Below are 14,107 nucleotides of genomic sequence, written 5' to 3'. Positions count from 1 at the left end.
GGTAACGTTAACATTGCAAAATGTAGCAGTGTAATTGCGATTAGGCATCCTTTTTTCGTTCCCTGTGACAATTCGAGGTTGACGAGAAGTGGCCGTCACGAGAGCAAAAAACAATAAAAACAATCTAGGAAGTTCACATGCAGAAAGCATCAAGCTGGCTACTCGCAGGCGTGCTCGGCACTACGACGGCGACCGCCCATGCCGCGACTCTGGAAGAACGCATGGCTGCGTTTGAAGCCCGTGCCAGCGCAGCGGAAAAGCGTGCAGCCGCAGCCGAACAACAAACCCAGGCACTCGCCAGGGAATTGCAGCAGATCAAACTCGCCACACCCACCTTGCAGCCAGCGGTGTCCAATGCGACAGCCATTGCGGCGCCCACTGTGGACACCCGGTTGGCAAAACTCGAAGCCCGCCAGCAAAGCATGGAGAAACAAGGCAGTACCGCAAACCTCACTGACGGGTTCAGTTTCAAGGGCTACGCCCGCTCGGGATTGCTGATTAACGATGGACTTGGTGGTGGCCGTGGCGGCCCATATTCAACGCCTGCCGGTTCAGTCGGTGGGGCAGTTGGGCGGCTCGGAAACGAAGACGACACCTATATGCGCATAGACTTGTCGAAAGAAATCTATGCGCAAAACGGCACCCGTTCAAAATTCACGGTTTCCATCGCTGACGGAGTAGAAAGCTCCAATGACTGGACGGCCGATGAAAGTAGCCTGAACGTGCGTCAGGTATTTTCAGAGCTTGATCATGTTGCTGCATTCAAGGGTAATTCGGTGTTCGAGAACGCCACCTTGTGGGCTGGTAAGCGATTTGATCGAGATAACTACGATATCCACTGGCTGGACTCGGACGTCGTTTTTCTGGCTGGCACCGGGGGTGGTATCTACGATGTGCAGATGAGCAAAAGCTGGCGCTCGAACTACTCCTTGATCGGGCGCGACTACGGTGATTTCAGTGAAGGCGGACTCAACGCCGACGTGGAAAGCTACATCCTGACCTCCAATCAGTTCTTCGATAACGGTCAGTGGCAGTGGATGTTCAATGCCATCGGCGCAAAGAAAAACGATTTCAGTTCCCGTACCAATGAAGCAGGTTTGACGCCTGCGGATTCCGGCTTGCACAGCATGCTGGCCAACCACCAGAAAAACTTTTTTGGCAGGGAAGGTTTCTTCAAAACGGCGCTGCTCTATGGGCAAGGTTTGGGGGCAGAGGTCAAGAACATCGGCTCGGATGGTGAGCTGATTGACGACGCCCGCGCTCTGCGTCTGGCACTTTATGGCGAGACCCCTATTGCGCCTGGTTGGCGCATCGGCCCCAGCTTGTTGGCTGAACAAAGCAAGGATAGATACGTCAAGGGTGACAATTATCGCTGGATGACCCTGAACTTGCGTTTGGCCAATGCAATTAACAGTAATTTTGAGATGGCCTACGAAATGAGCTGGCAAAACATGAACCTCGACCCCAAGGGCTATCTACAACGTAATGCGGTCGACGGTAATTTTTGGAAATTTACTGTCGCCCCAACATTCAAGCCTGACGTTGGAGATTTGCTCACTCGCCCCGAGTTACGAGTGTTCGCAAGCTTCATGAATTGGTCTTCGGATCTGGACAGATACAGTACCTCAGACACCTTTGGCATGACGGACTTCCGTGCTGGGGGGGTATGGCAATACGGTGTGCAAATGGAAACGTGGTTTTAGTATCTGACTGCGTTGGCCAACACGTCTCCAGCGCGCCTGCCGGTTGTCGTTGCAAGCAGGGGCGTTGGTTGGAGAAATCTGCTTTGAGGTTGGCGATGAAAAATTCTCTAACTTCAACAGACACTTTCACGCCGAAAAGGAACAGATACCGAGCGAATATCGTCGCGAAACAGCGATGACGTTGCTCAATCGAATCGGTACTCATCGATTCTTGCCTTTCACCAAAGTGCATTGAGTAAGGGATTACTGGTCGAAGCTGAGCAGACAGCAGTCACCCCTACGACAGAAAAATCAGGAGATTACGATGGTATTGCCTCGCGTAGTAGTATTTGGCGAAGCCCTGACCGACCTTGTCCAAGGCACCCCTGGACAGTGGAAGGGCTACCCAGGTGGTGCTCCCTGGAATGTTGCGCGAGCGCTAAGCCGCTTAGGTGTTAGCAGCGCATTTGCTGGGTCGATAAGCACAGATTCGCTAGGTGACGAGATAGTTTTTCAGTCGCAAGCGGCTGCGTTAAATATGGATTTTATCCAACGGGTAGATCGAGATTCTCTGGTCGCCATCGTTCCATCGAGCCGTCCCCCAAGATACTTTTTTGCTGGGGATGCCGATCTATTTTTTGATCCTGATCTGATGCCCGATGGTTGGATCAACCAAGTAGAGCTGTGCCATTTCAGCTGCATCAGTTTGGCCCGACAGCCACTCGCGGGCAGGCTGATTAAAATTGCTCAACAGGCCAAGGAAGCCGGTAAACGGATTAGCTATGATCCGAACTGGCGCAATTTGATGGACAGCCATTACAGGGAGCAAACCTTCCCTACGATGACCGCCCTTGCTGACATGATTAAACTTTCCGACGAAGACCTTCAGCAAATCTATCCTGGGTTGACCGAGCACCAGGCAATGGATGAGCTTCGGGCTCTTAATCCTCAGGCGCAGATTCTTTTTACCCGAGGGGAGCGTGGGATGATACTCCACACCCCGGACAGTCAACTTAATCAGCCGGCTATTGCCGTGAAAGTGGCAGACACGGTTGGAGCCGGAGACGCTTGTATGGCCGGTTGGCTGGCTGCGGAGTTGCTGGGGATCGCAGATTTGAAAGAGCGCCTGCGATTTTCAGCGGCTTGCGCATCCATATCTTGCTGTCATGCCGGAGCCTATGCGCCTGCACTAGCTGATGTGGAGGGTTTTCTGACGCAGCTAGATACCTGACTATGGTTAGCGGTGCAGTTGATGCAGCGTGTCGAGACACTCATCGAAAAACTGCACCATGAGATCGCCCAACTCAAGCGTTTGAAATTTGCCAAGCGCAGTGAGCAGATGAATCCCGAGCAGGCCAGCCTGCTCGACGACCTCATCGATACCGATATCGCAGCGATTGAAGCAGAGCTTCAAAGCATCAGCTGTAATTACTTGCCGAAACGACTGCAGGTTCAGGCTTGTTTGAGCGGGTCAGCTGATAAGCAATTGCCAACCACACGAACCATCCGGGCATGACCATCAGGGCGATACGAGTGTCAGGTCTCAACCCGAGCAGGCAAAGAACAAAGCCCAGGAATGCTAGGGAAATCCAGGCCATCGGAACGCCGCCAGGCATCTTGAAAGCAGATTGTGCATGCAGCTCAGGCCGCTTTTTACGATAGGCAATGTAAGACGCAAGGATGGTCGACCAGGTGAAGATCACCAAGATCGCCGACACGGTAGAGACGATGGTGAATGCAGTCATGACTTCCGGAACGATAAACAGCACCAGTACGCCAATTAGCATCAACAGTGTGGTGAAAGCCAAGCTTAGAAGAGGCACGCTGTTGCTCGACAATCGCTGGAAAATCCTCGGAGCGTTGTTCTGGCTAGCCAGCCCAAACAGCATACGGCTGGAAGAAAAAACGCCACTATTGGCTGACGATGCGGCGGATGTCAGCACTACAAAGTTGACGATTCCGGCTGCTGCTGGAAACCCTGCAACCAGGAACAGTTCGACAAAAGGGCTTTTGACCGGTGAAACCTGATGCCAGGAAGTCACGGCAATAATGCAGGTCAGCGCTAGTACGTAGAACAGGATAATTCGCAGAGGAATGGAGTTGATGGCTTTAGGCAGAGTCTTCTCTGGGGAGCGGGTTTCCGCCGCCGCTGTGCCGATTAATTCGGTGCCGGCGAACGAGAAGATCGCCATCTGAAAACCAGCGAAGAAGCCGAACAAGCCATTAGGGAATGCCGCCTGTTTATCCACCAAATTATTAAATGATGCAGTGACACCGCTAGGGGAGACGAAGGATGTCGCAATCAGCACCATGCTGACGCCTATTAGGGTCACAACAGCAATGATCTTGATGATCGCGAACCAGAACTCCACCTCACCGAAAATCCTGACAGTCAGTACGTTTAACGCGAACAGTGTTGCGAGCATCCCGATAGCGGGAATCCACGCGGGCACATTCGCAAACCAATACTGAAAGAATCCGCCGACCACGACTGCATCGCCTATCACAGCAACGCTCCAGCTCAGCCAGTATGACCAGCCGAGAAAAAAAGCCGCCCTTGGGCCCAAATAGGCGCCTGCAAAATCCGCAAAGGTTTTGAAATTCAGATTGGAAAGCAGCATTTCGCCCATGGCACGCATGACGAAAAAAACGAACAGTCCGATGATCATATAGATGAGGATGATCGATGTACCGGACAGGGCGATGATTTCCCGGAGCCCATGAAAAGGCCGGTGCCGATGGCGCCACCCATGGCCATTAATTGGATGTGACGATTGCTGAGCGTGCGCTGCAGCGCGGGCTGTTCTGCCCGTTCGGAGGGAGTCGATTTCATTACAAAACCTCTTGATTTTATGTTTTTGAGTTTTGGCAGAAAAGTGGCTGTCTATCTTTCTTGTTGGGGATGCAACGGCTAGGGACGGTAGGTGGCAAGGTTTCGCGTTGCGTGGGGCGGTAAGGGGCCCCAGGCACATTGCTCAGGGGCAACGCCGATAGCCATCAGCTGACCGTGCGCAGACGTGAGGGGACAGCTGGCTGCTGATCAAGCAATTGGTAAAGGTTTTTTATGTTGGTCGGAGTCGGCACCAGGTGGATGCGTTCGCCGATCCGGTGGTTGCGCGCAAGGTCGTGCAAGTAGCGCAGCGAAGAAAAGTCTTCCAGCGCAAAGCCCACCGAATCGAACACAGTGACTTGCGCATCGCTCTCGCGGCCGGGCACTTCGCCCAGCACAATTCGGAAAAACTCGACTACAGGAAAGTCGGCTTCCAGTTGTTGGATGTCGCCTTCAATTCGTGTTTGTGGTTCGAACTCCACGATGACCCGAGCGTTGCGCAGGATGTCGGCGTGCAGCTCGGTTTTACCCGGGCAATCACCACCGACGGCGTTGATATGCATACCCGGCTCGATCATTTCTGGCGTCAATATCGTTGCATAGGTTTTGTCTGCGGTGACCGTGGTAACAATGTCCGCGCCCTTAACCGCTTCATGTACGGAGCTGGCAAGAATCACTTTGATATTCGGGAAGGACTCCAGGTTCTGCTTCAACTTGAGTGACGCGTTGAGATCAATATCGAAAATACGGATTTCGTTGATGCCCAGCATTTCATGGAAAGCGAGTGCCTGAAACTCACTCTGTGAACCATTGCCGATGATTGCCATCGAGCTAGCGCCTGTTCGTGCGAGAGATTGCGCGACCAATGCGGAGGTTGCAGCAGTACGCACTGCGGTTGTTAATGTGAGTTCGCTAAGCAGGGTTGGATAGCCGCTGTGGACTTCAGCCAGGAGACCGAAGGCCATGACTGTCAGCAATTTTCTCTGACCATTGTCAGGGTGGCCATTCACATACTTGAACGAATATTGCTTTCCATCGTCGGTGGGCATCAACTCAATCACTCCGTCTGCTGAGTGATTGGCTGTGCGCGGCGATTTATCAAACTGCGCCCAGCGTGAATAGTCGGCCTCGATGTATGCCGCCATTTCGCGGATTGCCCGGCGAATTCCTATCGTGGTGAATAGGCGTGCGGCATCGTCGACATCAATGAAAAGAGTCATTTTTTTATTCTCCGGTTGTCTAACTGAAATTTTGTAGCGCAAGGGATGGGTCAGGCGCGCTTGCTCTCGAAACCATGCAGCACGTTGACCGCATTGATCCCGATTTCATCGACCATGTAGCCTCCCTCCATCACGAACAGGGTAGGGCAGCCGACGCTTGCGATCAGCTCACCGATGCCAATGAAGTCTTCACTCTCCAGTAGGAAGTGGCTGATGGGGTCGTCCTTGAATGTGTCGACGCCGAGTGAAATAACCAGCACCTCAGGGGCGAATTGCTGCAGTTTTTTGCACGCGTGAAGCAGGGCGTTGCGATAACTTTCCCAGGTGGTGTTTTTAGGCAGGGGGTAATTGAGGTTGTAACCTTCACCCTGGCCAGCACCGATTTCGTGGCTGAAACCTGAGTAGTACGGATAGGACACCGCCGGTTCGCCGTGCAGCGAGACAAACATGACGTCATTACGCCCGTAGAAAATGTTCTGGGTGCCATTTCCGTGATGAAAGTCGACGTCCAGTACGGCGACACGTTTGGCACCTTGGGTAATGGCCTGCTGTGCAGCAATGGCGGCGTTGTTGAGATAGCAATATCCGCCCATGTATTCACGCGCTGCGTGATGGCCGGGCGGGCGGCACAGGGCAAAAGCACTGTCATGGCCTTCATCGATCAGTGCCAGGCCAGTGAGGGCAATGTCTGCACTGGTTTTTACCGCTTGCCAAGTGGTAGCGGTAATCGGGGAGCCGGCGTCCATGGCAAAGAAGCCGAGCTTGCCGTCGATGAAAGCCGGGACTTGCTCGTTGGACAGGTCACGAACTGGCCATACCAGCGGTAGGGCATCGTGCGTACGTCCGGTCGCGCACCATTCTGACCAAGCGCTTTCTAGAAAGCTGACGTAGCGCTCGCTGTGCGCGTTGACGTAGCACGAGCGGTCAAATGCCCGCGGCTCGATGATCTGACCAAGGCCAACCTGCTTGACGCGGTTATGGACGGTATCGGCCCGACTGGGTTGTTCGAACGACGGCTTGAGCACGCCGTCTTTCAATTCGGTGCCGTGGTGCAAACGGTGGGAATCACTGAAAACTGTAAACATTCTGCGCATCCGTTATTGTGAGCCAGTGCAAATATTCTGTTCCGGCTTGGATGCGCTTTCTTTGCTTTATTTTCGTGATTATCTAGATTGTTCGGGCTTTTTTACTCTGGGTTGGCTCAATGAAGAAAAAATTATCCAAACGCATCAGTCTCGACGAGACTGACCTGGCGATACTCACGCTGCTGCAAGAAGATGCGAGCATTTCCAACGCCGAGCTCAGTGAACGTCTGTCGTTAAGCCTGACGCCTTGCTGGCGACGGCGAAAGAGAATGGAGGAGGCGGGTGTGATCAAGGGCTATCAGGCGAACCTTGATCGACGAATGCTGGGGTTGGATATCATGGCGTTCGTGCACATCCGTTTTTCAACCCACGCCGATCATGCTCCCGACGCCTTCGAGGCGGTGATTGCTCAATTGCCTGAAGTGTTGTCGTGTCACAAGATCACCGGGGATGCCGATTACGTGCTGCAAGTGTTGGCAGAGGATCTTGATAGCTACAGCGACTTTATCGAGCAGGTGCTCAGACGTCAGGTGGGTATTGCCTCCATTCAGTCCAGTCTAGCTTTACGCGAGGTCAAGACCAGTACCCGTATTGCGATACCCAAATCGAGCAAGGAGTGAATGGGCAGAGGTTAGATCATCTGCCAGCGTTTCTGGCGTTACCGCATGCACCAGAGTATGAGTCGACGGGGTAATTGCTACGTCAAATTCAATTTCGATGGCCGCTCGCTTCCCTTATGCTACTCGACTCACATAAGGATGACTGAACAGGTGTCGCGGTATGGCAGCAGATAAATCTTGCCCTGTGGTTCTGCGAACCCGCGAAACGTTGGAAATCCTGGCGTTTGAGCATCCATTGGCAGGCCTGCAATTAGTGAAAGGCAGTGTCGACCCAGGTGAGTCAACCGACTTGGCTGCTGTGCGAGAGTTGATAGAAGAAGCTGGGATTCAATCCACTGCAAGGCGAGATTTGGGTGAGTGGCATTCCATTGTAACGGGGCACACATGGGCATTTCATGAGTGTCATGTTGCCCAAGACCTTCCTGATACTTGGGTGCATTTTGCGGAAGATGATGGAGGTCATGAATTCAGATTTTTCTGGCATCCTCTGATGAGTGAGCCTTCTGAAAGATGGCATCAGGTTTTCAGGGATGCTTTAAGCTTTCTCCGGACGGCCCTCGCTGAAGCCTAAGTGTGCGTTCAGCTCTTCTTGAGCCAGTCAGCCCGCACCCGCTGGGTCGGCAGAAGTTCTTGAAGGCGGATAACATGGGACGACCTCGAGCCCAACCTTTATGCGGCAGTGTCACCTCATTACTCGGTAAGCTAGGCCTATAGCTTGCTGAGAAGCCTCTCGTAACCACACCTGATGATCAATATGCTCGACTGGGATAGCCTCCGTTTTTTCTTTGCCTTTGTTCATGAGGGCTCCTTAGCCGCAGCGGCACGCTCGCTGGGGGTGGAGCACGCGACTGTGGTTCGCCGAATCGCTGCGCTCGAAGCTTCTTTGAACATGAAGCTTGTAGATCGTAGGGGCCGTGTTTACCAACTGACCGAGGATGGTGTAAAGGTAGGTGAATATGCAGCGCAGATGGAGTCTGCGTCACTTGCGCTCAGGCGATTTGCTGACAGGGAAGAAAGTCGCATTGAGGGCGAGGTAATCTTGTCCGCACCTCCTGCGTACCTCGGAACTTTGGTAGCTCGGCGGCTCGGAGTATTGCGCGAGCGTTATCCCCGGTTACAGCTCAGGCTCGTTGGAGCCAAGTCCACCGCTTCGTTAGCGAGGAAAGAAACGGATATTGCCATTACCTTCAGCAGGCCGGAAGAACAGAGCGTCGTCGCCAAAAGCCTCGGCTCCTTGCGTTTTTACCCTCATGCTAGCAAGGACTACATCGATCAACGTGAACCTGAACAGTTCGAGTTCATAGGCTACGACCGTAGCATGGGCGATTCGATACAGCAGCAATGGCTCCTGGATCGGCTGGGTGGACGGCCGATCTCCGTCACCAGCAATGACCTGCGCATCCAGGCATTAGCTGCCGTAGGTAATGCTGGCATAGTTTTCCTTCCGGATTTTTTAGGCACGGAATATGGGCTGGCGAGGGTTGCCGTTGATGTGGATCACACACCGCTGGAACTGCCCATCTGGCTCGCGTTTCATGAAGATCTCCGCGGTTCTCTAAAAATCCGAGCAGTCTTGGATTTCCTCATGGATGGGCTAATGCTGGCGCGAGATCCGTGAATTTTTTCACATCCCGTTTGTGTTTTTAGCGAATAGGCCGTCACCTGGCATATCTCTACCCTAGTCAGAATTTGAATTTCTGACTGAAGATAGAGGCTATTCACCCATGAGCAGTACCTACCCCAAACAAACCTCAATGGCTGTGTACCGGACAGCGTGGATCGTGACCGCGATCTTTATACTGTCGAATGCTGCTACGCCGCTCTACAGCTCCTGGCAGCAATCCCTTGGCTTCACGTCCGGGGTGCTGACCGTTATATTTGCCTGCTACATCATAGGCCTCCTTCTTGCTCTCACCGTAGCGGGGCAGTTGTCCGACCACTACGGGCGCAAAGCACTCCTACTGCCCTGTGTGGGGCTTGCTATCGTTGCAGCCATTCTTTTCGACCAGGCCAACAGCATTGGCGTCTTGATGCTCGCACGCTTTCTCACAGGCGTTTCGGTTGGCCTCGTTGTGTCTGGGGGGATGGCGAATGTTGTTGAGCATGCTCAGCCGCATCACAAACACTTTGCTTCGCTAATGGCGTCTGTCGCAATGGTGGCCGGAGCAGGCACCGGGCCGCTATTGGCGGGGGTCGTGGCGCAATATTTCCCAAACCCGATCCACACAGTCTTCCGAATAGAGATTGCGATTTTGTGTGTGGCGCTCGTGGCGCTGCTTAATCAGAGGAACCTGAAGCTTGGGATCGGTTCGTTTAAACCGCGTTTGCCTACCGTTGCCAAGCAAAATCTCGGCATCGTGCTGTTAGGGATAGCCTTCTTCGGCCCTGGAATCACATCGACTTCATTCATTCTGTCGCTCGGCCCCAAGCTGATAGCCACATTTCTGGGCGTGAACAGCCCCCTTGTAACAGGTTGTATGGCCTTTTCAATGTTCCTCGTGGCCGTAACCGTACAGTTCGCAGCCAAGGAATTCAGCAGCCGTACCGTATTTTCGCTAAGCGGGATCGCTACTATTTCATCAATGATCTTCGTATGGATCTCGCTTAAAACCGGCTCCGCTCCATGGCTGATCACTTCTGCGCTACTGGCAGGCGCCGGTCAAGGCTTGGGCCAGTTAGGCGGACTGAGCCTTATTGCTGACAATGTGCCAGCGCAGCGAAGAGCCGAAGCCAACGCCGTGTTCAACATGGGGGGATATGTGCCTGCCGGTGCGATTCCGGTGTTAACTGGTTACTTGATCGACTTCTGGGGGGTGAGCATTGGAATCAGTTCACTTGCGCTCAGTATCGCTAGTCTTGCTTCATTGGCGCTTATGCAGCTTTGGAGGCGCGTCCCGAATCAAAGTCAAGTTCGTACAGATGGCGAGGGTTAAATAGCCCACTTATGCGGCAACAGATCGATAATCTGTGAATCGCCCCGGCACCGTAGACATCTCCAGTCCATCTTGCTGACCGCGTTGCGCATTTCAGAATTTGCAGATGTAGCTCATCAAAACCTGCACAAATCTTCTAAACGATCTTTTCAAAGCGTTGTAATTTAGCCATTCCCCACAGTTTCACGTTAAATCATTACCTCTGGAGCGCTCCGTGAATAAACGCAACTGGATTGAACTGTCCCAGGATGCTGATACAGGGATTGAGTCGATTCGCGCCCATTTTCAGGGGCATGCCTACGATCCGCATTGGCATGACAGTTTTCTGGTAGGTGTCACCGAGCAGGGTGTGCAACAGTTCAATTGCCGTCGCGTTCGCCACTTCAGTACTCCGGGCAAGGTATTCATGCTGGAACCTGGAGAAATCCACGATGGACATGCCCCGACCGAGGAGGGTTTTACCTATTCCATGCTCTACCTCGATCCGCACTGGCTGGAACGGGAGTTGCTCGCATTGTTCGAGCAAGCGCCTGTCAACAGTCAGCCGGGCTTTGCCGACACATTGAGTCAGGATCCGGGCTTGGCGACTGCCATTTATAGCGCTTTCCAGGCACTCCATGAAGGTGACTTGCGCATTGTGCGTCAGAACGCCATCGACACTTTGCTGGGGGCGCTTACTTGCCACCTTGATTGGCGCAAGCACAAGGTATTTGACCCCCGCATGCCATTGGTGGCCCAAGTCGCACGTGACTATCTGCATGCCCATGTCTACGAGGACATCGGGCTGGACGATTTGGCCCAGGCCTGTGGTGTTGATCGTTTTCGCCTGACGCGAGCCTTCAAGGCAGCATTTGGGCTGGCGCCCCATGCTTATTTGATTCAGCTTCGGCTGGCCAAAGCTCGGCAATTGCTGGCGCGGGGCGAGTCGCCTGCGCAGGTGGCCAGTACCCTCAGGTTCTCCGATCAAAGCCATATGGGGCGTTGGTTCCGTCGCGCCTACCAGCTCACACCGGCCGATTACCGCAAGCGCTGCTCAAACCTTCCAGACTGAATCCCGTTGACCCGCGACCATAGGCCTCCTATCTGATCAAGGAGTCCATGCCATGTTGTTTTCGTTGTTCTTTTCTGCCCCTTCGATACGCCTTCAGGGAGACTGACTTATGGAGTCCTTGCTGCCTTTCCTGCTGTTTGCGTTCGTTGCTTCGATCACCCCAGGGCCGACCAATATTCTGGTGCTGAGCCATAGTTCGCGCTGGGGACTGGGCGCCACACTGCCCATCATTTTTGGCGCATGCCTGGCGGCGACGCTGATTGTGCTTGCAGTCGGGCTCGGCATGGGTGAAACCCTGCTGCAGTTTCCGCGAGTGCAGAAGATGATCGCTTGGGCCGGGGTGCTCTGGTTGAGTTGGCTGGCATGGCAGATATTTAAAAGCGCGCCGCCCACCCTGGATTCGCCTTCCTCGCGCGAAGATGGTCTCAGCGTGCTCGGTGCCGCCACCTTGCAATTGGTCAACCCTAAGGTCTGGATGATGGCAGTAGCAGTGGTGAGCGTATTTGCCGGTGGCAGCGATAACACCATGCGGCTGATGGTGTTGTCGTTGCTGTTTCTGTTGGTCTCAGTGCTGTGCATGACCCTGTGGGCGTTACTCGGCGCAGGCAGTGCCCGGGCGTTTGGTTCACCACAGGCATTCAAACGCATGAATCATGCTTTGGCTTTCTTGCTGTTAGTGTCGGCCTGGCTGACAGTGCTGGCATAAGTCTTATAGAGCGAGACGGTATTGCAAAATGAGAACGCAGGAAGCCAAAAAGTCAGTCTTGTGTTTACGTCCTTGTTGGAGTGCCGATCGACTCCCGTATCTGTCGTACATCTCGTGCTGGCGGTGTACCGAATTGCCGGAGGTACTCGCGGCTAAACTGTGATGCACTTTCATAGCCTACTGCGTAAGCCACATCAGATGCGCGATGCTCGCCAGCAAGTAAAAGCTGGCGAGCTTCCTGCAGTCTGAGCTGTTTTTGATACTGAACGGGACTGAGGCCTGTCATCGATCGAAAATGGCGATGCAGGCTTGCCCGGCTCATTCCGCTTGCATCGCATAACGCCTCGATACGAAGTCGGACACTGTAATTATCCCTGATCCAGGCAACTGCCCGCCGGATGCTGCCCAGAGCGCCATCGGGTTGGGCTATTTGGCGCAGTAGCCGGCCCTGTGGGCCCTGCAGTAGACGATAAAGTAATTCCCGCTCGACCATCGGGCCGAGAACCGGAATGTCGGCAGGCGTGTCGAGTAATGACAATAAGCGCAGCAATGTGTCGCGCAGCGATCTGGTCATCGGGTTTATTGTGATCCCCATTCCTTTTTGCTCGCTCTCGCTGACCGCAGGTATGGTCACGGCCAATTGCGCCAGAATAGCCGGATCCAGCACTAGCGATACCGCAACGTAGGGCTGCCCCTCATCAGTATCAAGAATCTGCCCACTCAAGGGTAAATCCAGGGCACTGATGAGGTATTGCTCACTGTCGTAACTCAGAAGATGGTTGTTGATCGCAACCCGCTTCGAGCCTTGCAGGATGAAACAGATCATCGAGCGATACAGGCATGGCGTCTTGTCGGTAGAGCCTTGTCCAACGCAGATGTCTACCCGCGGGATCCGTGTGATAGTCAAGCCTGGTGGCGCATGGCGCAGGGCAATTTCAAGGTGCGCTGCAAGATCGTTATTCATGAAACGATTATGCCAATGCCGCGTCACCACGCAAGGTAATTGAGACAATCAGGCAATAAACTGAGCATATTGGGCGTGGGTTACAAACAGGGTTTTGTCTATCTTGAGCGGGTCAAGAATGCACCGAAAGGCGCAACTAACCTACAGAGATAGCCCATGACCAACCAGATCGCTCTCATCACTGGCGCCAGCCGTGGCCTTGGCCGCAATATGGCTCTTCACCTCGCCAAGCGCGGCGTCCACATCATCGGTACCTATCGCAGTGGCGCGGCAGAAGCCGAATCGCTGATGCGGGAAATCGAAGCGCAGGGCGGCAAGGCCGCCATGCTGGCGCTTGATATCACTGATACCGCTAGCTATCAGGCTTTTTCGAACGCAGTGACCGATATCCTGAAGACCGTTTTTCGCCGCGAGCGTTTTGATTTTCTAGTTAACAATGCGGGTAATGGTCTGTTTGCAAACTTTATTGATGCGACCGAAGACCAGTTTGCCTCATTGATCGCCACGCACCTTCGCGGGCCTATTTTCCTGACTCAGAAGTTGCTACCACTCATGGAGGATGGCGGTCGTATTTTGAACGTTTCATCCGGCTTCGTGCGCTTTACTCTGCCGGGATACAGCGTTTACGCAGCGGTGAAGTCAGCAGTCGAGGTGCTGACCCGTTACATGGCCGTGGAACTCGGTTCGCGGAAAATCCGGGTGAATGCGATTGCCCCAGGCGCCATCGCAACCGATTTTGGGGGTGGTGCGGTACGCGACAACAAAGATGTGAATGCCTATGTGGCACAAGGGATCGCTCTGGGTCGTGTCGGTCTTCCGGACGATATAGGCGGTGCAGTTGCGGCCATCCTGTCGGATGACATGGCCTGGGCTAACGGGACGACGTTTGATATTTCGGGCGGCCAGTTGCTCTAGCCACACCTGAATGGGTGTCCGGAATCATTGGACCATTACACTCCAAGTGATTTCGGTTTGGGTACAAAAGGGCCCCTAAGAGACCTTTTTGCTTGGAGGCT

The 14,107-nt window shown here is 53.7% G+C and carries 12 protein-coding genes and 3 pseudogenes; 11 read left to right on the top strand and 4 right to left on the bottom strand.

Annotated elements, in window-relative coordinates:
• Positions 1-137: 137 nt before the first annotated feature.
• From N7D90_RS12325 to N7D90_RS12310, 4 genes and pseudogenes are all read left to right on the top strand, one after another.
• Positions 138-1,703 (top strand): carbohydrate porin, encoded by a 1,566-nt coding sequence (locus N7D90_RS12325; RefSeq protein ID WP_261738277.1) that lies wholly within the window; start codon positions 138-140, stop codon positions 1,701-1,703.
• Between the two features lie 22 nt (positions 1,704-1,725).
• Positions 1,726-1,938: pseudogene (locus N7D90_RS12320) on the top strand (AraC family transcriptional regulator); the annotation flags it as partial.
• 69 nt (positions 1,939-2,007) lie between these two features.
• Positions 2,008-2,913, top strand: coding sequence for a carbohydrate kinase family protein (locus N7D90_RS12315; protein WP_261738276.1), 906 nt, complete (start codon positions 2,008-2,010; stop codon positions 2,911-2,913).
• Between the two features lie 12 nt (positions 2,914-2,925).
• A pseudogene (locus tag N7D90_RS12310) lies at positions 2,926-3,102 on the top strand (transposase domain-containing protein); the annotation flags it as partial.
• Here the strand turns inward: N7D90_RS12310 and N7D90_RS12305 are convergent.
• The 3 genes and pseudogenes from N7D90_RS12305 to N7D90_RS12295 all read right to left on the bottom strand — a co-directional run bounded on the left by N7D90_RS12305 (position 3,101) and on the right by N7D90_RS12295 (position 6,817).
• A pseudogene (locus N7D90_RS12305) lies at positions 3,101-4,515 on the bottom strand (amino acid permease). The pseudogenes N7D90_RS12310 and N7D90_RS12305 sit on opposite strands and share 2 nt — an antisense overlap.
• Positions 4,516-4,679: 164 nt before the next feature.
• Positions 4,680-5,732 (bottom strand): ornithine cyclodeaminase, encoded by a 1,053-nt coding sequence (locus N7D90_RS12300; RefSeq protein WP_261738275.1) that lies wholly within the window; start codon positions 5,730-5,732, stop codon positions 4,680-4,682.
• A gap of 50 nt (positions 5,733-5,782) precedes the next feature.
• Positions 5,783-6,817: a histone deacetylase family protein gene (locus N7D90_RS12295; RefSeq protein ID WP_261738274.1), complete on the bottom strand. Its 1,035-nt coding sequence runs from the start codon at positions 6,815-6,817 to the stop codon at positions 5,783-5,785.
• Positions 6,818-6,936: 119 nt separating this feature from the next.
• Between N7D90_RS12295 and N7D90_RS12290 the strand changes: the two genes are divergently transcribed.
• The 6 genes from N7D90_RS12290 to N7D90_RS12265 all read left to right on the top strand — a co-directional run bounded on the left by N7D90_RS12290 (position 6,937) and on the right by N7D90_RS12265 (position 12,127).
• Positions 6,937-7,437, top strand: coding sequence for an Lrp/AsnC family transcriptional regulator (locus N7D90_RS12290; protein WP_261738273.1), 501 nt, complete (start codon positions 6,937-6,939; stop codon positions 7,435-7,437).
• 160 nt (positions 7,438-7,597) lie between these two features.
• Positions 7,598-8,008, top strand: coding sequence for an NUDIX hydrolase (locus N7D90_RS12285; RefSeq protein WP_261738272.1), 411 nt, complete (start codon positions 7,598-7,600; stop codon positions 8,006-8,008).
• A 183-nt stretch (positions 8,009-8,191) separates the two neighbouring features.
• Entirely contained in the window at positions 8,192-9,055 is an 864-nt protein-coding gene (locus N7D90_RS12280) for a LysR family transcriptional regulator (RefSeq protein WP_261738271.1), read from the top strand.
• A gap of 106 nt (positions 9,056-9,161) precedes the next feature.
• Positions 9,162-10,370, top strand: coding sequence for an MFS transporter (locus N7D90_RS12275; protein WP_261738270.1), 1,209 nt, complete (start codon positions 9,162-9,164; stop codon positions 10,368-10,370).
• Positions 10,371-10,584: 214 nt separating this feature from the next.
• The gene (locus tag N7D90_RS12270; RefSeq protein WP_261738269.1) at positions 10,585-11,421 is read left to right on the top strand and encodes an AraC family transcriptional regulator; all 837 of its coding nucleotides are present in this window, start codon (positions 10,585-10,587) and stop codon (positions 11,419-11,421) included.
• Between the two features lie 109 nt (positions 11,422-11,530).
• Positions 11,531-12,127: a LysE family translocator gene (locus tag N7D90_RS12265; RefSeq protein ID WP_261738268.1), complete on the top strand. Its 597-nt coding sequence runs from the start codon at positions 11,531-11,533 to the stop codon at positions 12,125-12,127.
• Positions 12,128-12,191: 64 nt separating this feature from the next.
• On the opposite strand, the gene N7D90_RS12260 is transcribed toward N7D90_RS12265, so the two are convergent.
• On the bottom strand, positions 12,192-13,091 hold the full coding sequence (locus N7D90_RS12260) for an AraC family transcriptional regulator (protein ID WP_261738267.1): 900 nt from the start codon (positions 13,089-13,091) through the stop codon (positions 12,192-12,194).
• A gap of 156 nt (positions 13,092-13,247) precedes the next feature.
• On the opposite strand from N7D90_RS12260, the gene N7D90_RS12255 reads away from it, so the two are divergent.
• Entirely contained in the window at positions 13,248-14,006 is a 759-nt protein-coding gene (locus N7D90_RS12255; protein WP_261738266.1) for an SDR family NAD(P)-dependent oxidoreductase, read from the top strand.
• Positions 14,007-14,107: the final 101 nt, after the last annotated feature.

Origin of the sequence: Pseudomonas fragi, assembly GCF_025426255.1 — a bacterium.
Taxonomy (GTDB): Bacteria; Pseudomonadota; Gammaproteobacteria; order Pseudomonadales; family Pseudomonadaceae; genus Aquipseudomonas; species Aquipseudomonas kulmbachensis.
Note: the sequence above shows the minus strand (reverse complement) of the source record. Positions and strands in the feature narration are given on the sequence as shown.

Bases quoted from the DNA above. Each gene is read 5' to 3' on its own strand.
- N7D90_RS12325 (WP_261738277.1), top strand. From the start codon at position 138: ATGCAGAAAGCATCAAGCTGGCTACTCGCAGGCGTGCTCGGCACTACG.
- N7D90_RS12315 (WP_261738276.1), top strand. From the start codon at position 2,008: ATGGTATTGCCTCGCGTAGTAGTATTTGGCGAAGCCCTGACCGACCTT.
- N7D90_RS12300 (WP_261738275.1), bottom strand. From the start codon at position 5,732: ATGACTCTTTTCATTGATGTCGACGATGCCGCACGCCTATTCACCACG.
- N7D90_RS12295 (WP_261738274.1), bottom strand. From the start codon at position 6,817: ATGTTTACAGTTTTCAGTGATTCCCACCGTTTGCACCACGGCACCGAA.
- N7D90_RS12290 (WP_261738273.1), top strand. From the start codon at position 6,937: ATGAAGAAAAAATTATCCAAACGCATCAGTCTCGACGAGACTGACCTG.
- N7D90_RS12285 (WP_261738272.1), top strand. From the start codon at position 7,598: ATGGCAGCAGATAAATCTTGCCCTGTGGTTCTGCGAACCCGCGAAACG.
- N7D90_RS12280 (WP_261738271.1), top strand. From the start codon at position 8,192: ATGCTCGACTGGGATAGCCTCCGTTTTTTCTTTGCCTTTGTTCATGAG.
- N7D90_RS12275 (WP_261738270.1), top strand. From the start codon at position 9,162: ATGAGCAGTACCTACCCCAAACAAACCTCAATGGCTGTGTACCGGACA.
- N7D90_RS12265 (WP_261738268.1), top strand. From the start codon at position 11,531: ATGGAGTCCTTGCTGCCTTTCCTGCTGTTTGCGTTCGTTGCTTCGATC.
- N7D90_RS12260 (WP_261738267.1), bottom strand. From the start codon at position 13,091: ATGAATAACGATCTTGCAGCGCACCTTGAAATTGCCCTGCGCCATGCG.
- N7D90_RS12255 (WP_261738266.1), top strand. From the start codon at position 13,248: ATGACCAACCAGATCGCTCTCATCACTGGCGCCAGCCGTGGCCTTGGC.